Source organism: Mycobacterium sp. 852002-51971_SCH5477799-a (genome assembly GCF_001667145.1).
GTDB lineage: Bacteria > Actinomycetota > Actinomycetes > Mycobacteriales > Mycobacteriaceae > Mycobacterium.
In genome coordinates, this window is sequence record NZ_LZIF01000084.1 from 31,193 (window position 1) to 44,202 (window position 13,010).

12 protein-coding genes and 2 pseudogenes are annotated in these 13,010 nt (G+C 65.7%); 4 read left to right on the forward strand and 10 right to left on the reverse strand.

All coding sequences use genetic code 11. The features are described 5' to 3' along the window. Positions 1-33 precede the first annotated feature (33 nt). Positions 34-1,743, reverse strand: coding sequence for a 3-ketosteroid-delta-1-dehydrogenase (locus A5753_RS11520; RefSeq protein WP_082971278.1), 1,710 nt, complete (start codon positions 1,741-1,743; stop codon positions 34-36). Positions 1,744-1,845: 102 nt separating this feature from the next. On the opposite strand from A5753_RS11520, the gene A5753_RS11525 reads away from it, so the two are divergent. Both A5753_RS11525 and A5753_RS11530 read left to right on the forward strand, forming a co-directional pair. Then, the gene (locus A5753_RS11525) at positions 1,846-2,970 is read left to right on the forward strand and encodes a Rieske 2Fe-2S domain-containing protein (RefSeq protein WP_067127394.1); all 1,125 of its coding nucleotides are present in this window, start codon (positions 1,846-1,848) and stop codon (positions 2,968-2,970) included. Further along, a pseudogene (locus A5753_RS11530) lies at positions 2,970-3,248 on the forward strand (ferredoxin); the annotation flags it as partial. The gene A5753_RS11525 and the pseudogene A5753_RS11530, both read left to right, overlap by 1 nt. Positions 3,249-3,363: 115 nt before the next feature. Here A5753_RS11530 and A5753_RS11535 read toward each other — a convergent pair. The 6 genes and pseudogenes from A5753_RS11535 to A5753_RS11560 all read right to left on the reverse strand — a co-directional run bounded on the left by A5753_RS11535 (position 3,364) and on the right by A5753_RS11560 (position 7,953). Then, complete coding sequence (locus A5753_RS11535) at positions 3,364-3,687, reverse strand: DUF732 domain-containing protein (RefSeq protein WP_067127398.1); 324 nt, start codon at positions 3,685-3,687, stop codon at positions 3,364-3,366. A 108-nt stretch (positions 3,688-3,795) separates the two neighbouring features. Further along, positions 3,796-4,389: a PaaI family thioesterase gene (locus tag A5753_RS11540; RefSeq protein WP_067127401.1), complete on the reverse strand. Its 594-nt coding sequence runs from the start codon at positions 4,387-4,389 to the stop codon at positions 3,796-3,798. Positions 4,390-4,473: 84 nt separating this feature from the next. Then, positions 4,474-5,550: a hypothetical protein gene (locus A5753_RS11545; RefSeq protein WP_067127477.1), complete on the reverse strand. Its 1,077-nt coding sequence runs from the start codon at positions 5,548-5,550 to the stop codon at positions 4,474-4,476. A 117-nt stretch (positions 5,551-5,667) separates the two neighbouring features. Beyond that, positions 5,668-6,609 (reverse strand): alpha/beta hydrolase, encoded by a 942-nt coding sequence (locus A5753_RS11550; protein ID WP_067127404.1) that lies wholly within the window; start codon positions 6,607-6,609, stop codon positions 5,668-5,670. Continuing rightward, positions 6,606-7,477 (reverse strand): annotated as a pseudogene (locus A5753_RS11555) (SDR family NAD(P)-dependent oxidoreductase). The gene A5753_RS11550 and the pseudogene A5753_RS11555 overlap by 4 nt, the downstream one beginning before the upstream one ends. Then, positions 7,474-7,953 (reverse strand): nuclear transport factor 2 family protein, encoded by a 480-nt coding sequence (locus A5753_RS11560; protein ID WP_067127412.1) that lies wholly within the window; start codon positions 7,951-7,953, stop codon positions 7,474-7,476. The pseudogene A5753_RS11555 and the gene A5753_RS11560 overlap by 4 nt, the downstream one beginning before the upstream one ends. A gap of 326 nt (positions 7,954-8,279) precedes the next feature. Between A5753_RS11560 and A5753_RS11565 the strand changes: the two genes are divergently transcribed. Together A5753_RS11565 and A5753_RS11570 are read left to right on the forward strand one after the other, a co-directional pair. Next, a complete protein-coding gene (locus tag A5753_RS11565) occupies positions 8,280-10,202 on the forward strand; it encodes an NAD(P)/FAD-dependent oxidoreductase (RefSeq protein ID WP_067127415.1) in 1,923 nt (640 codons plus the stop codon). Next, positions 10,199-11,086: an SDR family NAD(P)-dependent oxidoreductase gene (locus A5753_RS11570; protein WP_067127418.1), complete on the forward strand. Its 888-nt coding sequence runs from the start codon at positions 10,199-10,201 to the stop codon at positions 11,084-11,086. The genes A5753_RS11565 and A5753_RS11570 overlap by 4 nt, the downstream gene beginning before the upstream one ends. Here the strand turns inward: A5753_RS11570 and A5753_RS11575 are convergent. The 3 genes from A5753_RS11575 to A5753_RS11585 form a co-directional block, all read right to left on the reverse strand. Continuing rightward, complete coding sequence (locus A5753_RS11575) at positions 11,083-11,715, reverse strand: Dabb family protein (RefSeq protein WP_067127421.1); 633 nt, start codon at positions 11,713-11,715, stop codon at positions 11,083-11,085. The genes A5753_RS11570 and A5753_RS11575 overlap by 4 nt on opposite strands. Further along, positions 11,708-12,055 (reverse strand): hypothetical protein, encoded by a 348-nt coding sequence (locus tag A5753_RS11580; RefSeq protein ID WP_067127423.1) that lies wholly within the window; start codon positions 12,053-12,055, stop codon positions 11,708-11,710. The genes A5753_RS11575 and A5753_RS11580 overlap by 8 nt, the downstream gene beginning before the upstream one ends. A gap of 90 nt (positions 12,056-12,145) precedes the next feature. Next, positions 12,146-12,973, reverse strand: coding sequence for an IclR family transcriptional regulator (locus A5753_RS11585; RefSeq protein ID WP_067127425.1), 828 nt, complete (start codon positions 12,971-12,973; stop codon positions 12,146-12,148). Positions 12,974-13,010: the final 37 nt, after the last annotated feature.

Genomic DNA, 13,010 nt, shown 5'->3' on the forward strand with positions numbered 1-13,010 from the left:
TGGTCGCGACCCGCTGCCCTCGGCTCCGCCGGACTAGCCGGCCGCCTCCCTGGCTGCCTCCCTGGCTGCGATATAGCCGTATACCAGCCCCTGCGCGATCGTTGCTCCCGCGCCCGGGTACGTCGTGCCGAACGCGTTGGCGGCGGTGTTGCCGATCGCGTACAGCCCGGCGATCGCCCCGCCGTCCTCGCGCAGCACCCGCGCCCGCTCGTCGGTCGTCAGCCCACCGCAGGTGCCCAGATCGGACAACACCATTTTCACCCCGTAGAACGGGCCGTTGACCAACGGCCGCAGGTTGGGGTTCGGCTTGACGGTCGGGTCGCCGTAGTAGCGGTCGTAGGCGCTGCGACCGCGGCCGAAGTCGGGATCCTCACCGGCAGAAGAATTTTGGTTGAAGCGGGTCATCGTCGCAAAGAACTCCGACACTTCAACACCCATCCGGGCGCCCAGATCGGTGAGGTTGTCCGCGCGCACCGCGATGCCGGCGTCATACCACGACTGCGGGATGCTCATTCGCGGAAAGAGTTCGGCACCAAAGACGTAACTGTTGCGGTATTGCTGGTCGAAGACGATCCACATCGCCTCCACCGGGCTGCCCGAGCGCTCCAACTCCAGCAATCGCTGCCCGAACGACATGTAATCCGTCGCCTCGTTGGCGAACCGGCGCCCATGCTGATCCACGATCAGACAGCCCGGCAGCGACCGCTCGGCGAGCATCACCGCCGGAGCTTTGCCGGGCAGCGGTGCGATGGCGGGGAACCACCACGCCTGATCCATCAAATCGATGCCCGCGCCGATATCCTGGCCCGCGCGGATTCCGTCGCCGGTATTGCCGGCGGCGCCCAGACTCAGGTTGCGGCCCAACGATTCCGACTGAAATTTCCACCGCATGTCCATGCGATGGTCGAAACCCCCCGTGGCCAGCACCACCCCGCGCCGCGCGGTGATCGTCACCTCGCGCCCGCCCTGGTCCAGGACCGCGCCGGTCACGCGGTCGCCCTCGCGGGAAAGGCGCGCCAGCGCGGTGCCGGTCCAGACCGGGATGCCGGCGCGCAGCACTCCGGTGAACAGCCCGGCCATCAGGCCCTGGCCGCCCGCGGCGTAGCGACGGCCCACCACTCGGCCGGCCACACCCTGCGCCAGGCGCTTGCCGTAGACGGGAATTCCCTTGCGCGGCATCCGTGCCACTAGATTCATCCACCGGTAGTCGGCGCCCGTCGTCGGCATCGGGACGGTGACCTCCATCAGGCCGGGCTCCAACCTAGTGCGGTACTTGCCGAGTAGGGAGGTGTCGAACGGGTGGCACTCACAGGTGCGCCCAGCCGCGCTGCCGCCCGGTTCCTCGGGGTGGTAGTCGGAATAATCGCGGGCCCAAAACAGCCGCAGCGGCGTCGTCCGGCGCAGCATGTCCACCGTCGCCGCCACGTGCGCCACGAACGCCGCCGACCGTTGCGCCGGCGCCGAGCCCGCGACCACCGCGTCCAGGTAGGTGCCGGCGCGCTCCGCGGTGTCGCCGGCGTTCGCCTGCGCAAGCACCGGACTGGCCGGCAGCCATAGCGCGCCGCCCGACCGGGCGGTCGAGCCGCCCACGTACGACGATTTCTCCACGATCAGCACCGACAGCCCCGACTCGTGGGCGGCCAGCGCCGCGGCCGTGCCCGTGCCGGAGCCGACGACGAGCAGGTCAACGCATGCGTCGGCCACGGGAAGTCCGGCGGGGATCGTCGCGCTGTGCGTCGTCACGTCCGCAACGGTAGGCCGCGGCGGCGCGGCGCAGGAAGCTTCGTCCTGATCAGTGGAACAAGGGGGTCCCGCGGCCGGGTCCGGAGGAGTTAGATCAGCCTCATGACGTCGCAGATCGAGGCTGACGAAATTCGGTTCATTGAAGCGCAGGCCGCGCCGACGCGGTTTGCCCGCGGCTGGCACTGCCTCGGGCTGACCAAGGATTTCGGCGACGGAAAGCCCCATGCGATCAACGCCTTCGGGCAAAGACTCGTCGTCTTCCGCAGCGGGGACGGGAACATCAGCGTGCTCGACGGATATTGCCGGCACATGGGCGGCGACCTGTCCCAGGGCCAGGTCAAGGGCAACGAGATCGCCTGCCCGTTCCACGACTGGCGCTGGGGCGGCGACGGACGCTGCAAGCAGGTGCCCTACAGCCGGCGGGCCCCCAAACTGGCCCGCACCCAAGCGTGGACGACGCTGGAGCAAGACGGCATGTTGTTCGTGTGGAATGACCCGGAGCGTAAACCGCCTCCGCCCGAGGTGACGATCCCGCGCATCGAGGGCGCCACCAGCGACCAGTGGACTGACTGGCATTGGTACACCACGGTCGTACAGAGCAATTGCCGCGAAATCATCGACAACGTGGTGGATATGGCCCACTTCTACTACATCCACGGCGCGTTGCCCACCTACTTCAAGAACATCTTCGAGGGGCACGTCGCGACGCAATACATGAACGGCGAGGGCCGTCCCGACATGGGCGGCACCGAAGGCGCACAGATGCTGGGCAACACCTCGGTGGCGTCCTACTACGGCCCGTCCTTCATGATCGACGACCTGACCTACCACTACCAGCACGGCGATGCCAAGACGATCCTCATCAATTGCCACTATCCGATCGATGCGAATTCCTTTGTGCTGCAATACGGCATCATCGTGAAGAAGTCGGAGACGATGCCCGGAGACGAGGCGATGCAGACCGCGATCAAACTCGGCGACTACGTCAAGCTCGGTTTCGAGCAGGACGTCGAGATCTGGCGGCACAAGGCACGCATCGACAATCCGCTGCTGGTCGAGGAGGACGGCCCGGTCTACCAATTACGGCGCTGGTATCAGCAGTTCTACGTCGACGCCGCCGACGTGCAACCGGACATGGTGGACCGCTTCGAATTCGAGCTCGACACCACCCGGCCCAACGAGGCGTGGATGAAAGAGGTCGAGGCCAACATGGCGGCCCGCGCGTGATGACGCCGGAATCGTCGGTGCGAGAGGACAATCGGCTCGACGAGATGCCGATGGTGCCGGTGGCGTGCGGTCATTGTGGGGCGCGGGTGCTGGCCCGCAAGAGCAGCTGGAATCAGACCAGCGTGCAGTGGAACGCCGACGCGACGGCCCGCTGCGCCGAGCGGGCCGACGCGCAGAAGATAGCCACGCCGGGCAGCCGGGGTATCTTCATCGTGTGTTCGGCGCTGAGTGCGTCGATCATGGACGCGGTGCGGCGCGGCGATCTGGCTGTCGTTGACGAGAAAGCCTTCGTTGACGAGAAAGCTGTCGTTGACGAGAAAGCTGTCGTTGACGAGAAAGCTGTCGTTGACGAGAAAGATTGTGCACCGAAATAATTCAGAGTTTCCGGTGCGCCTATCCTCGCGGGATCTCATCCTTGTGCCGGGGGCAGTACGAGTAGATGCTCTGGGCCACGAAGAAACCGGTGTGAAACTCCGGCAAGCTGCTGCTGGCCAGCACGTCCTGCATCACCGCCATGGGCGTTTCGCCGGTGTCGAGTCGCGCGCACACGTAATGGGCGGCTTCGATCGCGTGTCCGGCCGAGCCTTGGTCGACGATGCCCTGCTCCTCGAGGGCCGCCAGAAATTTCTCGTCGGTGGTGTCGGCATAAGCGGCCGGCGCCGCCGCCAGCAGGGCGACCGATGCGGCCCCCAAACTGGCGAGCAGGCGGGCAACCATGTCTGACGGGCTCCCTGAGTTGGTCGCGCCGAAACCGAATCCTATAACCGGACCGACGCTTCGGTTGTACGACTCGATTCTGCCGCACATTGTGGCGGCATTCGCCGATTACCCGCGGGGCGTGATGAATACGCCCTCGGCTTCCACCGTGACACCGTCGACGTTACTGAGCTGGCCGGTCGCATACGTCTTGCTGCCATCAATCCGCTCCAGCCGGGCCTCGGCTCGCAGGGCGCCCAAGGGCGTGGGACGCAGATACCGCACGGTGATGGTGCCGGTGTACGCCGGTCTACCCGGCTGATGTGCCGTCGCGCCCAGAACATGGTCCAGGATCAGGGCGCACATGCCGCCGTGTACATGACCGGGGGGCCCCTCGTAGCCGGCGCCGAGGTGCACATCGGCATGAACGCCGCCCCCCGCGTCTTGCCGGACGACCAGTGGCGGGGCAATCGGGTTGTGCAGCCCGATGGCCACATTGCCCGCGACGACGGTTTTGCCGTCAGGGTTCGTGCGCACACCGAACGACCCTGGCATGAGCCGTGTGCTCAACACGTCGACGGTTTGGTCGACAAGGGCCAGGGCATGCGCCACGGCGGCTTCGTCGGCCTCGCTGCGAATGGTGACGTCGATCAGACGTCGCACCGACTGCGCAAGCCGTTCGCGCAGCGTGTCAGTCACGTGCGCCGCCGAGCACCAACGCATGCGTGAACGACAGCATCCCAGCCTTGCTGGCGGCGTTGACCCCGTGCAGGGGTGCGAAACGCTCTAGCGGGCATCCTTTTTCGATCATGCGAGCTGGAAAGCGCTGATCGGCGCCTCTTCGGGATAAACGGCCGGACCGCCCAGGTCGTAAGCGGCGTTGAGCGCGCCGATGAACGCCGCGTCTTGCAGCGGTTCACTGGGAATGTCGAGCCTGATCCCTCTGGCCTTGAGGTCGTCGACCATCATGTCGATGGCCCGCTCGGCGGTCAGGTCGTCCGAACCCTCCATGTTCTTCTTCAGGTCGTCGAAATCGGAGAACACCTCGGCCGACCAGTGCACCAGGAACCGCAACTCGTCCGTGTGGTGGCGCGCGATCACGTCTTCGCCGTTCTTCAGCAGCCAGCGGTCGCGGTCGTCAGGATCGCCGGTGAACACGGTGTCGAAGGCCAAGCCGGCCGGAATCTGTTGGTCTAGGGGCCCGTTCGCCTCGCCGCGGTGCACCATCATTTCGTTCTGCACCACAACGCCGCGGTTGTTGATCGGCGGCATGACTCGCTTAGGCGCCTTGAGTGGCCCGTTGGGCCAGTAGGTGAATCCACTGCCGCCATCCAGCGAGAACCAGGTGATTACCTGAGCCATCTTGATCAGGTAATCCTTGAAGAGCCCGGACTTGCCCATGACACTGGTGAGCCAGGTCGGCGCGTTTTCGTGCCGCACGCCGCGGAAGCTGGGCGAATCCAGGTGTCCCGGGTCGCGATTGGCGCACGGACCGTTGATGTTGAACAGCATCAGCTGTGGTTTGGCGTACTCGGCGTTCCAGTAGCTTTTAGCCATCTCCAGGAACCGCGCGTTGTAGAAGCAATCATGCAGTTGCGGGTAGAGCGCCGCGCCGTAGTTGGCCAGGTAGCCGCGGAACGTCGGGGTGAGGAAGAGGTCCAGCGACGGCGTGAATCCCTCGGGGAAGGCACCACTCATGGTGGCGATCAGTTCGTCGGCCGATGCGAAGTGTTGCGCGATGATCAGCTTCCATGGACCCTCGGTGCGCACGACGTCGAGGAGTTGTTCCCGCTGATCGTCGGTGTAGACGTCCGTGATTTCCCGGGGCGGTGCGGCGGGACGCAGGATGTCGGACAACTCTGTCCGCCGCTCGTCGGTCAGCATCGAGGTCTCCTTCGGCATGGCACTCGATCATGTTGCTGTCGATCTTGGTCCGATTGGCACGGCGACGGGTCACCTATGTCCGGTGATCGGGACGAAGGTTCCTACGGATGCCGGGCGTCAGAACGGGAGCGGATGCTCAAACTTCGCCCTGAGCAACGCGCCGGTCTCGGCGAGCGCGAGGCCGGCGCGAGCGACGGATTCTGAACGCATCAGAAAGCCGTGATACACACCGGGATAACGAGTGACGGTCGTCTGCACCCCGGCATCCCGCAACCGCTCCGCGTACCGTTCTCCCCAGTCGCGGATCGGATCGACCGCGGCGGTCGCCACGATGGCCTGCGGTAGATGGGACAGGTTGGTGGCGTACGCCGGCACGAGGTATGGATCTTCGGGTGGCCCGGCTCCCGCGTCGGCCAGTTCGTGCATGTAATGGATGTCGTCGAGGCTCAGCATGGGTGCAGATCGCAGCGTCGCGAGCGATGGCACGGTCATGTCGCGATCCAAGGCCGGGTACAACAACACCTGGCAGAACAACGCCGGGCCGCCTCGGTCACGGGCAGCCAGTGCGACGCCCGCGGCCAGCGTGCCACCCGCGCTGTCGCCGATCACCCCCAATCGGTTTGCATCCAAACGTAACTCGGTTGCGTTCGAGGCGACCCATGCGGTCGCGCTGAACGCATCGTCGAACTGCGCCGGGGGTGCGGCTTCCGGGGCGAGGCGGTAGCCAACCGCGACGACGGTTGCACCGGACGCCTGTGCGAGGTTGCGGGCCAGCGGCTCGAAGGAATGGTTGGAGCCCAGCACCATGCCGCCGCCATGGAAATAGACCAACGCCGGCGCATCGACGTCTCGGGTCGGTCGGTAGATGCGCAGCGGAAGCTCGCCGCTGGATCCGGTTATGACGTGGTCGGTCACTTCGGCCGTGTCGGGCATCGGTGGCAATGGCATTGACTCGAGGGAATCGCGCACCACCGCAAGGCCTCTTTCCCGCATCGGCGCGACGCGGCCCAAGGCCGCCACCCTGGCAGCGGCATCGGGGTCAAGTGCTGGCGCGCTCATTGTTCGGCGGGATCGAAGCGGCGTTTGGGGCTAGCGTCGGCGGTCGTTGTGCTGCAAGCACATCCGCTCGTTCCCGCATCGCGTTCCCCACGAATTCGGGTTGTGTAAGGAGATAGAACCGGCCTTCGGCGGCCTGCTCGAACACCACGTCGGCGGCGGTGAGCGCATCCATGGCATCGGCCTTGATGTCGAGCATCGCGGATCGCTGAGACTCCGCCGCGTCAGGGTCGCTCGCATCGTCGGCGTCGACGCCACCCGCCGACTCGAAGATGTTCGACACCACTGCACCAGGCAGCACGGCCTGCACGTGAATGTGGTCGTGGTGTCCAGCCGCCTGAACGTCGAGGTGTAGACATTCCGTCAATGCGAGCACCGCGTGTTTGCTCACGATGTAAGGCGCCTGCAACGGAATCGACACCACGCCACCGACCGACGACAGATTCCACACCCACGCCTGCTCGTCGGTGGCCATCATCCTGGGCAGAAAGGCCCGCACACCGTGGAAGACGCCGCTGATGTTTACGTCGATGACGCGCCGCCAGTTGACGACGGGTGTGTCCCACAGGTAGCCGAACTGTTCGACACCCGCGTTGTTCACCAGCAGCCGCACGGCACCGACATCGCGGTAGGTCTTCTCGGCGAGCGCATCGACGGCGTCGGGTTCGCGAACGTCGCACACCACATCCAGCGCTGCCCCTCCCGCCGCACAGAGCTCGTCGCGCAGCGTGGCGATGGCGTGGGCGTCGATGTCGGCCAGCACCACCGTCATCCCCAACCGGCTGGCGTGTCGAGCCAGTCCGGCACCGATGCCTGCGCCGGCGCCGGTAATGACGGCGATGCCGCCAGAGAATGTTTCGCGAGCGGTCACGAACCAGTGGCGCTGTCGGCGGTGAGCTCGGACATCAACACCGAATTCGTGGTGTCGAGAACGATGTCCATCTCGGTGAACTCCAGCCCGCCCGCGCCGCGCCGCACACCAACGTTGGCCACGCCGGTGGAGACCCCGAACGGCACGAAGTTGGCCGTCTGGTTGACGAAGATGTAGAACCGCGCATGCGTGACATCACCATCGGTGCCCGTGCGGTGCACGTTCGTGGCGTGGTGGCGCAACGGGTACGGACTCTGTTTGCGATGTTCGGACAACCACTGCATAACAGCGGCCCGGCCGCACAATTCGGGCGACATCAGTTCCTCGAACGGGCTGGTGCCCGTATCGCTGCGGGTTACATAGCGCACGTCCTCGGCGTAGCCTGCCGCCAGCTCCTCGTAATGCGCCTCGTCGTAGTGATACCAAAACCCGGCGATGAACTCCTGCAGGTCTGACAGTGTGACGTCGTCGCTCATGGCATCAGTGAACTCCCAGTACGGTCATGCAAACACGAGGATGCCCGGTCAGTGGAACACCGCCTGCCTCCGCTAGCGAGGAATTTGGTCGGCAACCACGACGACACGAACACCAGGACCGCACACAGCTAACAGTGGTGCGCTAGCAGCGGACGCAAAGCCGTTGTCGCGCAACGCCGCTGTGGTCCTACCCAGCGCCGGATTCAGAGGGATGCCCGTTGCATACGTCGGAGGGCGGCCCGCCATGGCAGAGCCCTCGGTTCTCACCTCCCGCTGAGTAGACAGAGCAGTGCCCAACCCGCTTGCCCGCTCCGATACTCGGTGTCATGACCTCCGCCACAGAATCGACGTCGCGTCCCAACTCGGACACGTTCGATATCGACGAACTGCGGGCGCACCTTGGCCAGGCCGACCCCGGCGTGCTGGTCGCGGTCCTGGCGCAGCTGACGGGCGACTCGTCCGTCATCGAGAGGTTCGCGCCGAAGATCTCCCACGTCCCGGATCCCCCCGAACGGGCCGGCGTCACCGATGACGACACCGCGGCGGAACTGGTGAGCACCCTGGTTGACGCCCTGGTCCACAGCACGAGTGCTCCGCCCGGCGTCGACGCCGAGCTGTTCAGGCGCTTGCTCCCGCTGGCGCTGGGGTCGGAGGTGGACGACGAGTTCGTCCCACTGCTGCTCGAGCAGGGCGGGTTTGCACTCTCGCGGCCGACGCCGCACCGCACGGTGCCGATCCCTGAAACGACGAATGTGGTCATCATCGGGGCTGGCATCGCCGGCATCATCGCTGCGCTCGCGGCCGCCGAGGCCGAGATAGGCTACGAAATCTTCGACCGCAATCACGAAGTCGGGGGTACGTGGTTGACCACGACCTACCCCGGCATCGGAGTCGACACACCCTCGGCGTACTACTCATTGTCGCGCGAGGTGAACCCCGAATGGACGAGCTACTACCCGCAGGGCGCTGAGTACCAGGCCTACCTCGTTGCGTTGGCCGACAAATACGGACTGCGTGAACACATACGATTCGGCACCGAGGTCACGGCGCTGTGGTGGGACGAGGACCGTGCTCATTGGCAAATCCGCTCGGTTGATCGCGACGGCAACCACGACGTCACCCAGGCGCGGGTGGTGATCACCGCCGCAGGCTACCTGAACCGGCCGCGTTGGCCCGAGCTATCGGGCCGAGAGGCATTCGCGGGCACCAGCATTCACTCCGCACGATGGGATAGATCGCTGGACCTCGCGGGCAAGCGAGTGGCGATCATCGGTGCCGGTTGCACGGCGGTGCAAATCGTCGACGCTTGCGTGAACGAAGTCGAGCACCTCACGCTGTTTCAGCGCCAGCCACACTGGGTGGCGCCGCGTAAGCGCCTGACCGACGACGTTCCCGAGTACCGCCGTTACCTCGGCCGGCACGTCCCCAATTACGCCAAATGGAACAGGCTGAAGTCGTACTGGGGCACGGCGGACAACAACTATCCCGTCATCCTGCGTGACCGGCAGTGGGCGAAAACGCACCTATCGATCTCGCCCGCGAACGACGTGCTCCTACGAGTGTGTACGGACTACATCAACACGACCTTTGGCTCGGGGACTGAACTGGCGAAGAAGGTGACGCCGGATTTTGCGCCCTACGGCAAGCGGATCATCCGTGATCCAGGTGGTTACTACGAGGCTCTGACCCGTGAGCACGTCGATGTGGAAGCCAGCGAGCCGGCCGCGGTCAACGCCAAAGGTATCGTCACGCAGGACGGTAGGCAGATCGATCTCGATGTGATCATCTATGCCACCGGATATCACCTCGATTTCTTGTCTACCATCGATATTCGCGGGCGCGGCGGGCGCAAGCTCACCGACGAGTGGGGTGACAGCCCCCGCGCCTACCGCGGCGGCACCGTGCCGGGCTTCCCCAACCTGTTCATCACCTCAGCACCGAACTACAGTCCGGGTCACGGCGCCGGCGCCAATTTCTCGATGGAAGTGCTGTCGCACTACATCATCGAATGCCTGCATCTGATGGCCCTGCGCGGCGCGACGACGATGGAGGTCACACGACAGGCTTACGACGATTATGTGGCCGCCGTCGACGAGGCCATGGCCAACACGGTGTGGTGCCACACCCCGAACGCGCACACCTATTACCGCTCCGGTTCGGGACGCGTCGTGGTGGCCACTCCGTACCGGCTGGTCGACCTCTGGCATGAACACCGAGCGCCGATCGAAGAGCACTTTGAGTTGCGATGACACAAATGCTCTCCGGTAGAACGGCTTTGGTCACCGGCAGCAGCCGGGGGATTGGCCGGGCGATCGCGCGGCGATTGGCCGCCGAGGGTGCCACGGTGGCGGTGACGGCGCGAAACCACACGCCCTCGCGATCCACCCGGGCGGGGCTGGCTACAGTGCTGCCGGGGACGATCGATGAGACGATCGCCCTGATCGAGAACGCAGGTGGATCGGCGTTCGGGCTGGCCGTCGACCTCGAAGACGACGGCGCCCGTGCCGGTCTGATCGACGAGGTGCTCGACCGCACGGGCCGTATCGACATTCTGGTCAACAATGCGGGCTTCGCCGACTACTCGGTGATCGAGGAGATGAGTCTGGAGACGTTCGACCGCACGGTGGAGCACTACCTGCGCACGCCGTTCGTCCTGACGAAAGCCGCTGTGCCCCACATGCGCAAGCAAGGCGGGGGCTGGATAGTGAACATCGGGTCGGTGACCGGGGTGGCGCCGGTGCGGCCGTACCGCGACTACAACAAGACATCGGGCGACGTGATCTACGGGGCCGTCAAGGCCGCGCTGCACCGCTTCACCCAGGGTGTAGCGGCGGAACTGCTGGACGCCAACATTGCGGTCAACTGCGTGGGCCCGTCGACAGCGGTCCGGACACCCGGTGCGGCACAGTTGATTCCCGACTCGTTTCCGACCGAACCGGTGGAATACCTGGCCGAGACAGTGCTGGCGATGTGTCACCTTCGCGCGGCCGAGCGCACCGGCCTGGTCGCATTCAGCCTGCACTATCCGTGGTCACAGCAGCTGCGAGTGCACACACTGGACGGCAAAGGCGAGCTGCCCGCGCTGGAGCCACCGACGACGGCCAACCCCAACATCCTGCCGGCGGGGTACTAGGCGGGATAGCTCAGCACGGGGTCGGTGATCGCGCAGAAGCTGTGGCACACCGGATTCCGGATGATCACTTCGGGACACTCGGGATCGAACCAGCGGTCCACAACGGCCCAGTGGATCGGGTGCATCAGGTAGGCGCCCATCAGCCCTTCGACGTCGGTGAATTCCTGCTCGAACACGTGGGTCCACTCCCGCGTCCCGATCGCTCGCTCGACACGGCTCAGCTGCCAGGCGGTGATCGTCTTGATATAGCGCAGCATCAAGCGCAGCTCGTCTTCGAAGCGGGCGATGGTGTCGCCGTCGGTGCCGGGCAGCACGCACATCAGCAGCGCGCGATAGACGGTGCCGGTTGCGCCGGTACAGGAAGCCGCGCCTGAATAGCAGGCGCCGTTGATGGCGGTGATCGCGGGATCTTTAAGCAATGCCGCGAAATCGGGTTCGGCGCAATGCCATTGGCTTTCGGCGCCGAAGCGCAGGTGCACCATGACATCGCCGCCGTTGCGCGCGCCCGGTAGGGTCGGCTCGACGAGTTGGCGTTGCGCCCCGGTGCTTGCGGCGGCGGCACGCACAGCGGTCAGCACGCGGTCGCGATTATGCTCAGCGACGTCGAGCAGCCGTGTCACGCTATACATCGCAGAGCCGATCGACGTCGTTGGCCGCGGCGGCCACACTGCGTCCGCGCGTCTCGACGAGATCGCCGATGCCTTCCCACCATGGCCCGAGGGTGGGGTCCGGCCGGCCCTGCCACGTCATCTCCCACCACGCCTGCAGGCTGGGTAGTGACCAGGTGATGGTCACGGTGTTGGCTTGGTCGTCGAACCAGATCGGCGGGCTGACCAGAATGTCCCGCAGCGTCATGCCTCGGTCGCGTGCGGCCGGTGCGTACTCGTTGAGGTAGGTGTCCACGAATTCCCTAGCGCAACCGGGGCGCGTGATGACACGGTCGACGACAAAGATCTCACCGTTGGCCATGTGCAAAGGGTATGGCGCCGTCTCGGATTGGGACGGACAAAGTCCCGGCCACCGGGAGGCGCCGTTCACCGGCTTGGCAGGTATCGAGGCTCACGCGTACTGCAACGCGGGCCGCGGCGCGGGGCGCAGCGGACGCAAGGGCTGCAGGGTCGGGGCGACGCGGTGCGGGCCGTCCTCGGCGTGCCGCAAGATGCCCATCGCCGTCATCCTGACCGGGGCGATCAAACGCTGGTCGAACTTCATCCGGTTCATCGGACCGCACACCGACACCGCGGCGATGACGTCCTGGTCCTCGCCGGCCCCGCCGATGGGCGCTGCCACACAACCGAATCCGAGCAGCGACTCCTCACGCTCGAAGGCGACGCCGTGCGCGCGCACCCGGGACAACTCGACGGCCAGCTGTGAGCCGGTGGCGATCGAGTACTTCGTTTTGCGGATTCGTAGGTCCACCGGCGCGTCCTCGTCGCGGTAGGCCAGTATCGCCTTGCCGACGGCGGTGCAATGCGCGGGCTGACGGCTGCCCACCCGCGTGGGTATCGGCGCCAGCGGCGAGTCGCCCACCTTGTCGAGGTAGACCACGTCCGGCCCGTCGAGAACCGCGAGATGTACGACGAGCCCTGTGGCGCGGTGTAATTCGCCCAGCAGGGGGTGGGCCGCGCGCACCAGGCGGTCCTGATGCACGGCCAGTGAGCCCAACTCGACCAGGCGCATGCCCAGCTCGTAGTCGCGGCCGCTGCGGCGCAGCCAGCGCAGCTGCACCAGACGCTCGAGCATCCGGTGCGCCGATGAGCGCGGCAGGCCGGTGCGCCGGACGATCTGGGCCAGCGTGAGGCGTCCGGGGCCGTCGAACGCGTCCAGGACGAGCGAGATGCGGTCGATGACCGCCGTGGGCGTTGCTGATTCCGCGGTGCCTGGCATCCGGCCCTCCTGACTGAAACTATCTGGCTGGCATATT

Coding starts and splice junctions, on each gene's coding strand:
- A5753_RS11525 (WP_067127394.1), top strand. CDS start 1,846: ATGACGTCGCAGATCGAGGCTGACGAAATTCGGTTCATTGAAGCGCAG.
- A5753_RS11535 (WP_067127398.1), bottom strand. CDS start 3,687: ATGGTTGCCCGCCTGCTCGCCAGTTTGGGGGCCGCATCGGTCGCCCTG.
- A5753_RS11540 (WP_067127401.1), bottom strand. CDS start 4,389: ATGCGTTGGTGCTCGGCGGCGCACGTGACTGACACGCTGCGCGAACGG.
- A5753_RS11545 (WP_067127477.1), bottom strand. CDS start 5,550: ATGCTGACCGACGAGCGGCGGACAGAGTTGTCCGACATCCTGCGTCCC.
- A5753_RS11550 (WP_067127404.1), bottom strand. CDS start 6,609: ATGAGCGCGCCAGCACTTGACCCCGATGCCGCTGCCAGGGTGGCGGCC.
- A5753_RS11560 (WP_067127412.1), bottom strand. CDS start 7,953: ATGAGCGACGACGTCACACTGTCAGACCTGCAGGAGTTCATCGCCGGG.
- A5753_RS11565 (WP_067127415.1), top strand. CDS start 8,280: ATGACCTCCGCCACAGAATCGACGTCGCGTCCCAACTCGGACACGTTC.
- A5753_RS11570 (WP_067127418.1), top strand. CDS start 10,199: ATGACACAAATGCTCTCCGGTAGAACGGCTTTGGTCACCGGCAGCAGC.
- A5753_RS11575 (WP_067127421.1), bottom strand. CDS start 11,715: ATGTATAGCGTGACACGGCTGCTCGACGTCGCTGAGCATAATCGCGAC.
- A5753_RS11580 (WP_067127423.1), bottom strand. CDS start 12,055: ATGGCCAACGGTGAGATCTTTGTCGTCGACCGTGTCATCACGCGCCCC.
- A5753_RS11585 (WP_067127425.1), bottom strand. CDS start 12,973: ATGCCAGGCACCGCGGAATCAGCAACGCCCACGGCGGTCATCGACCGC.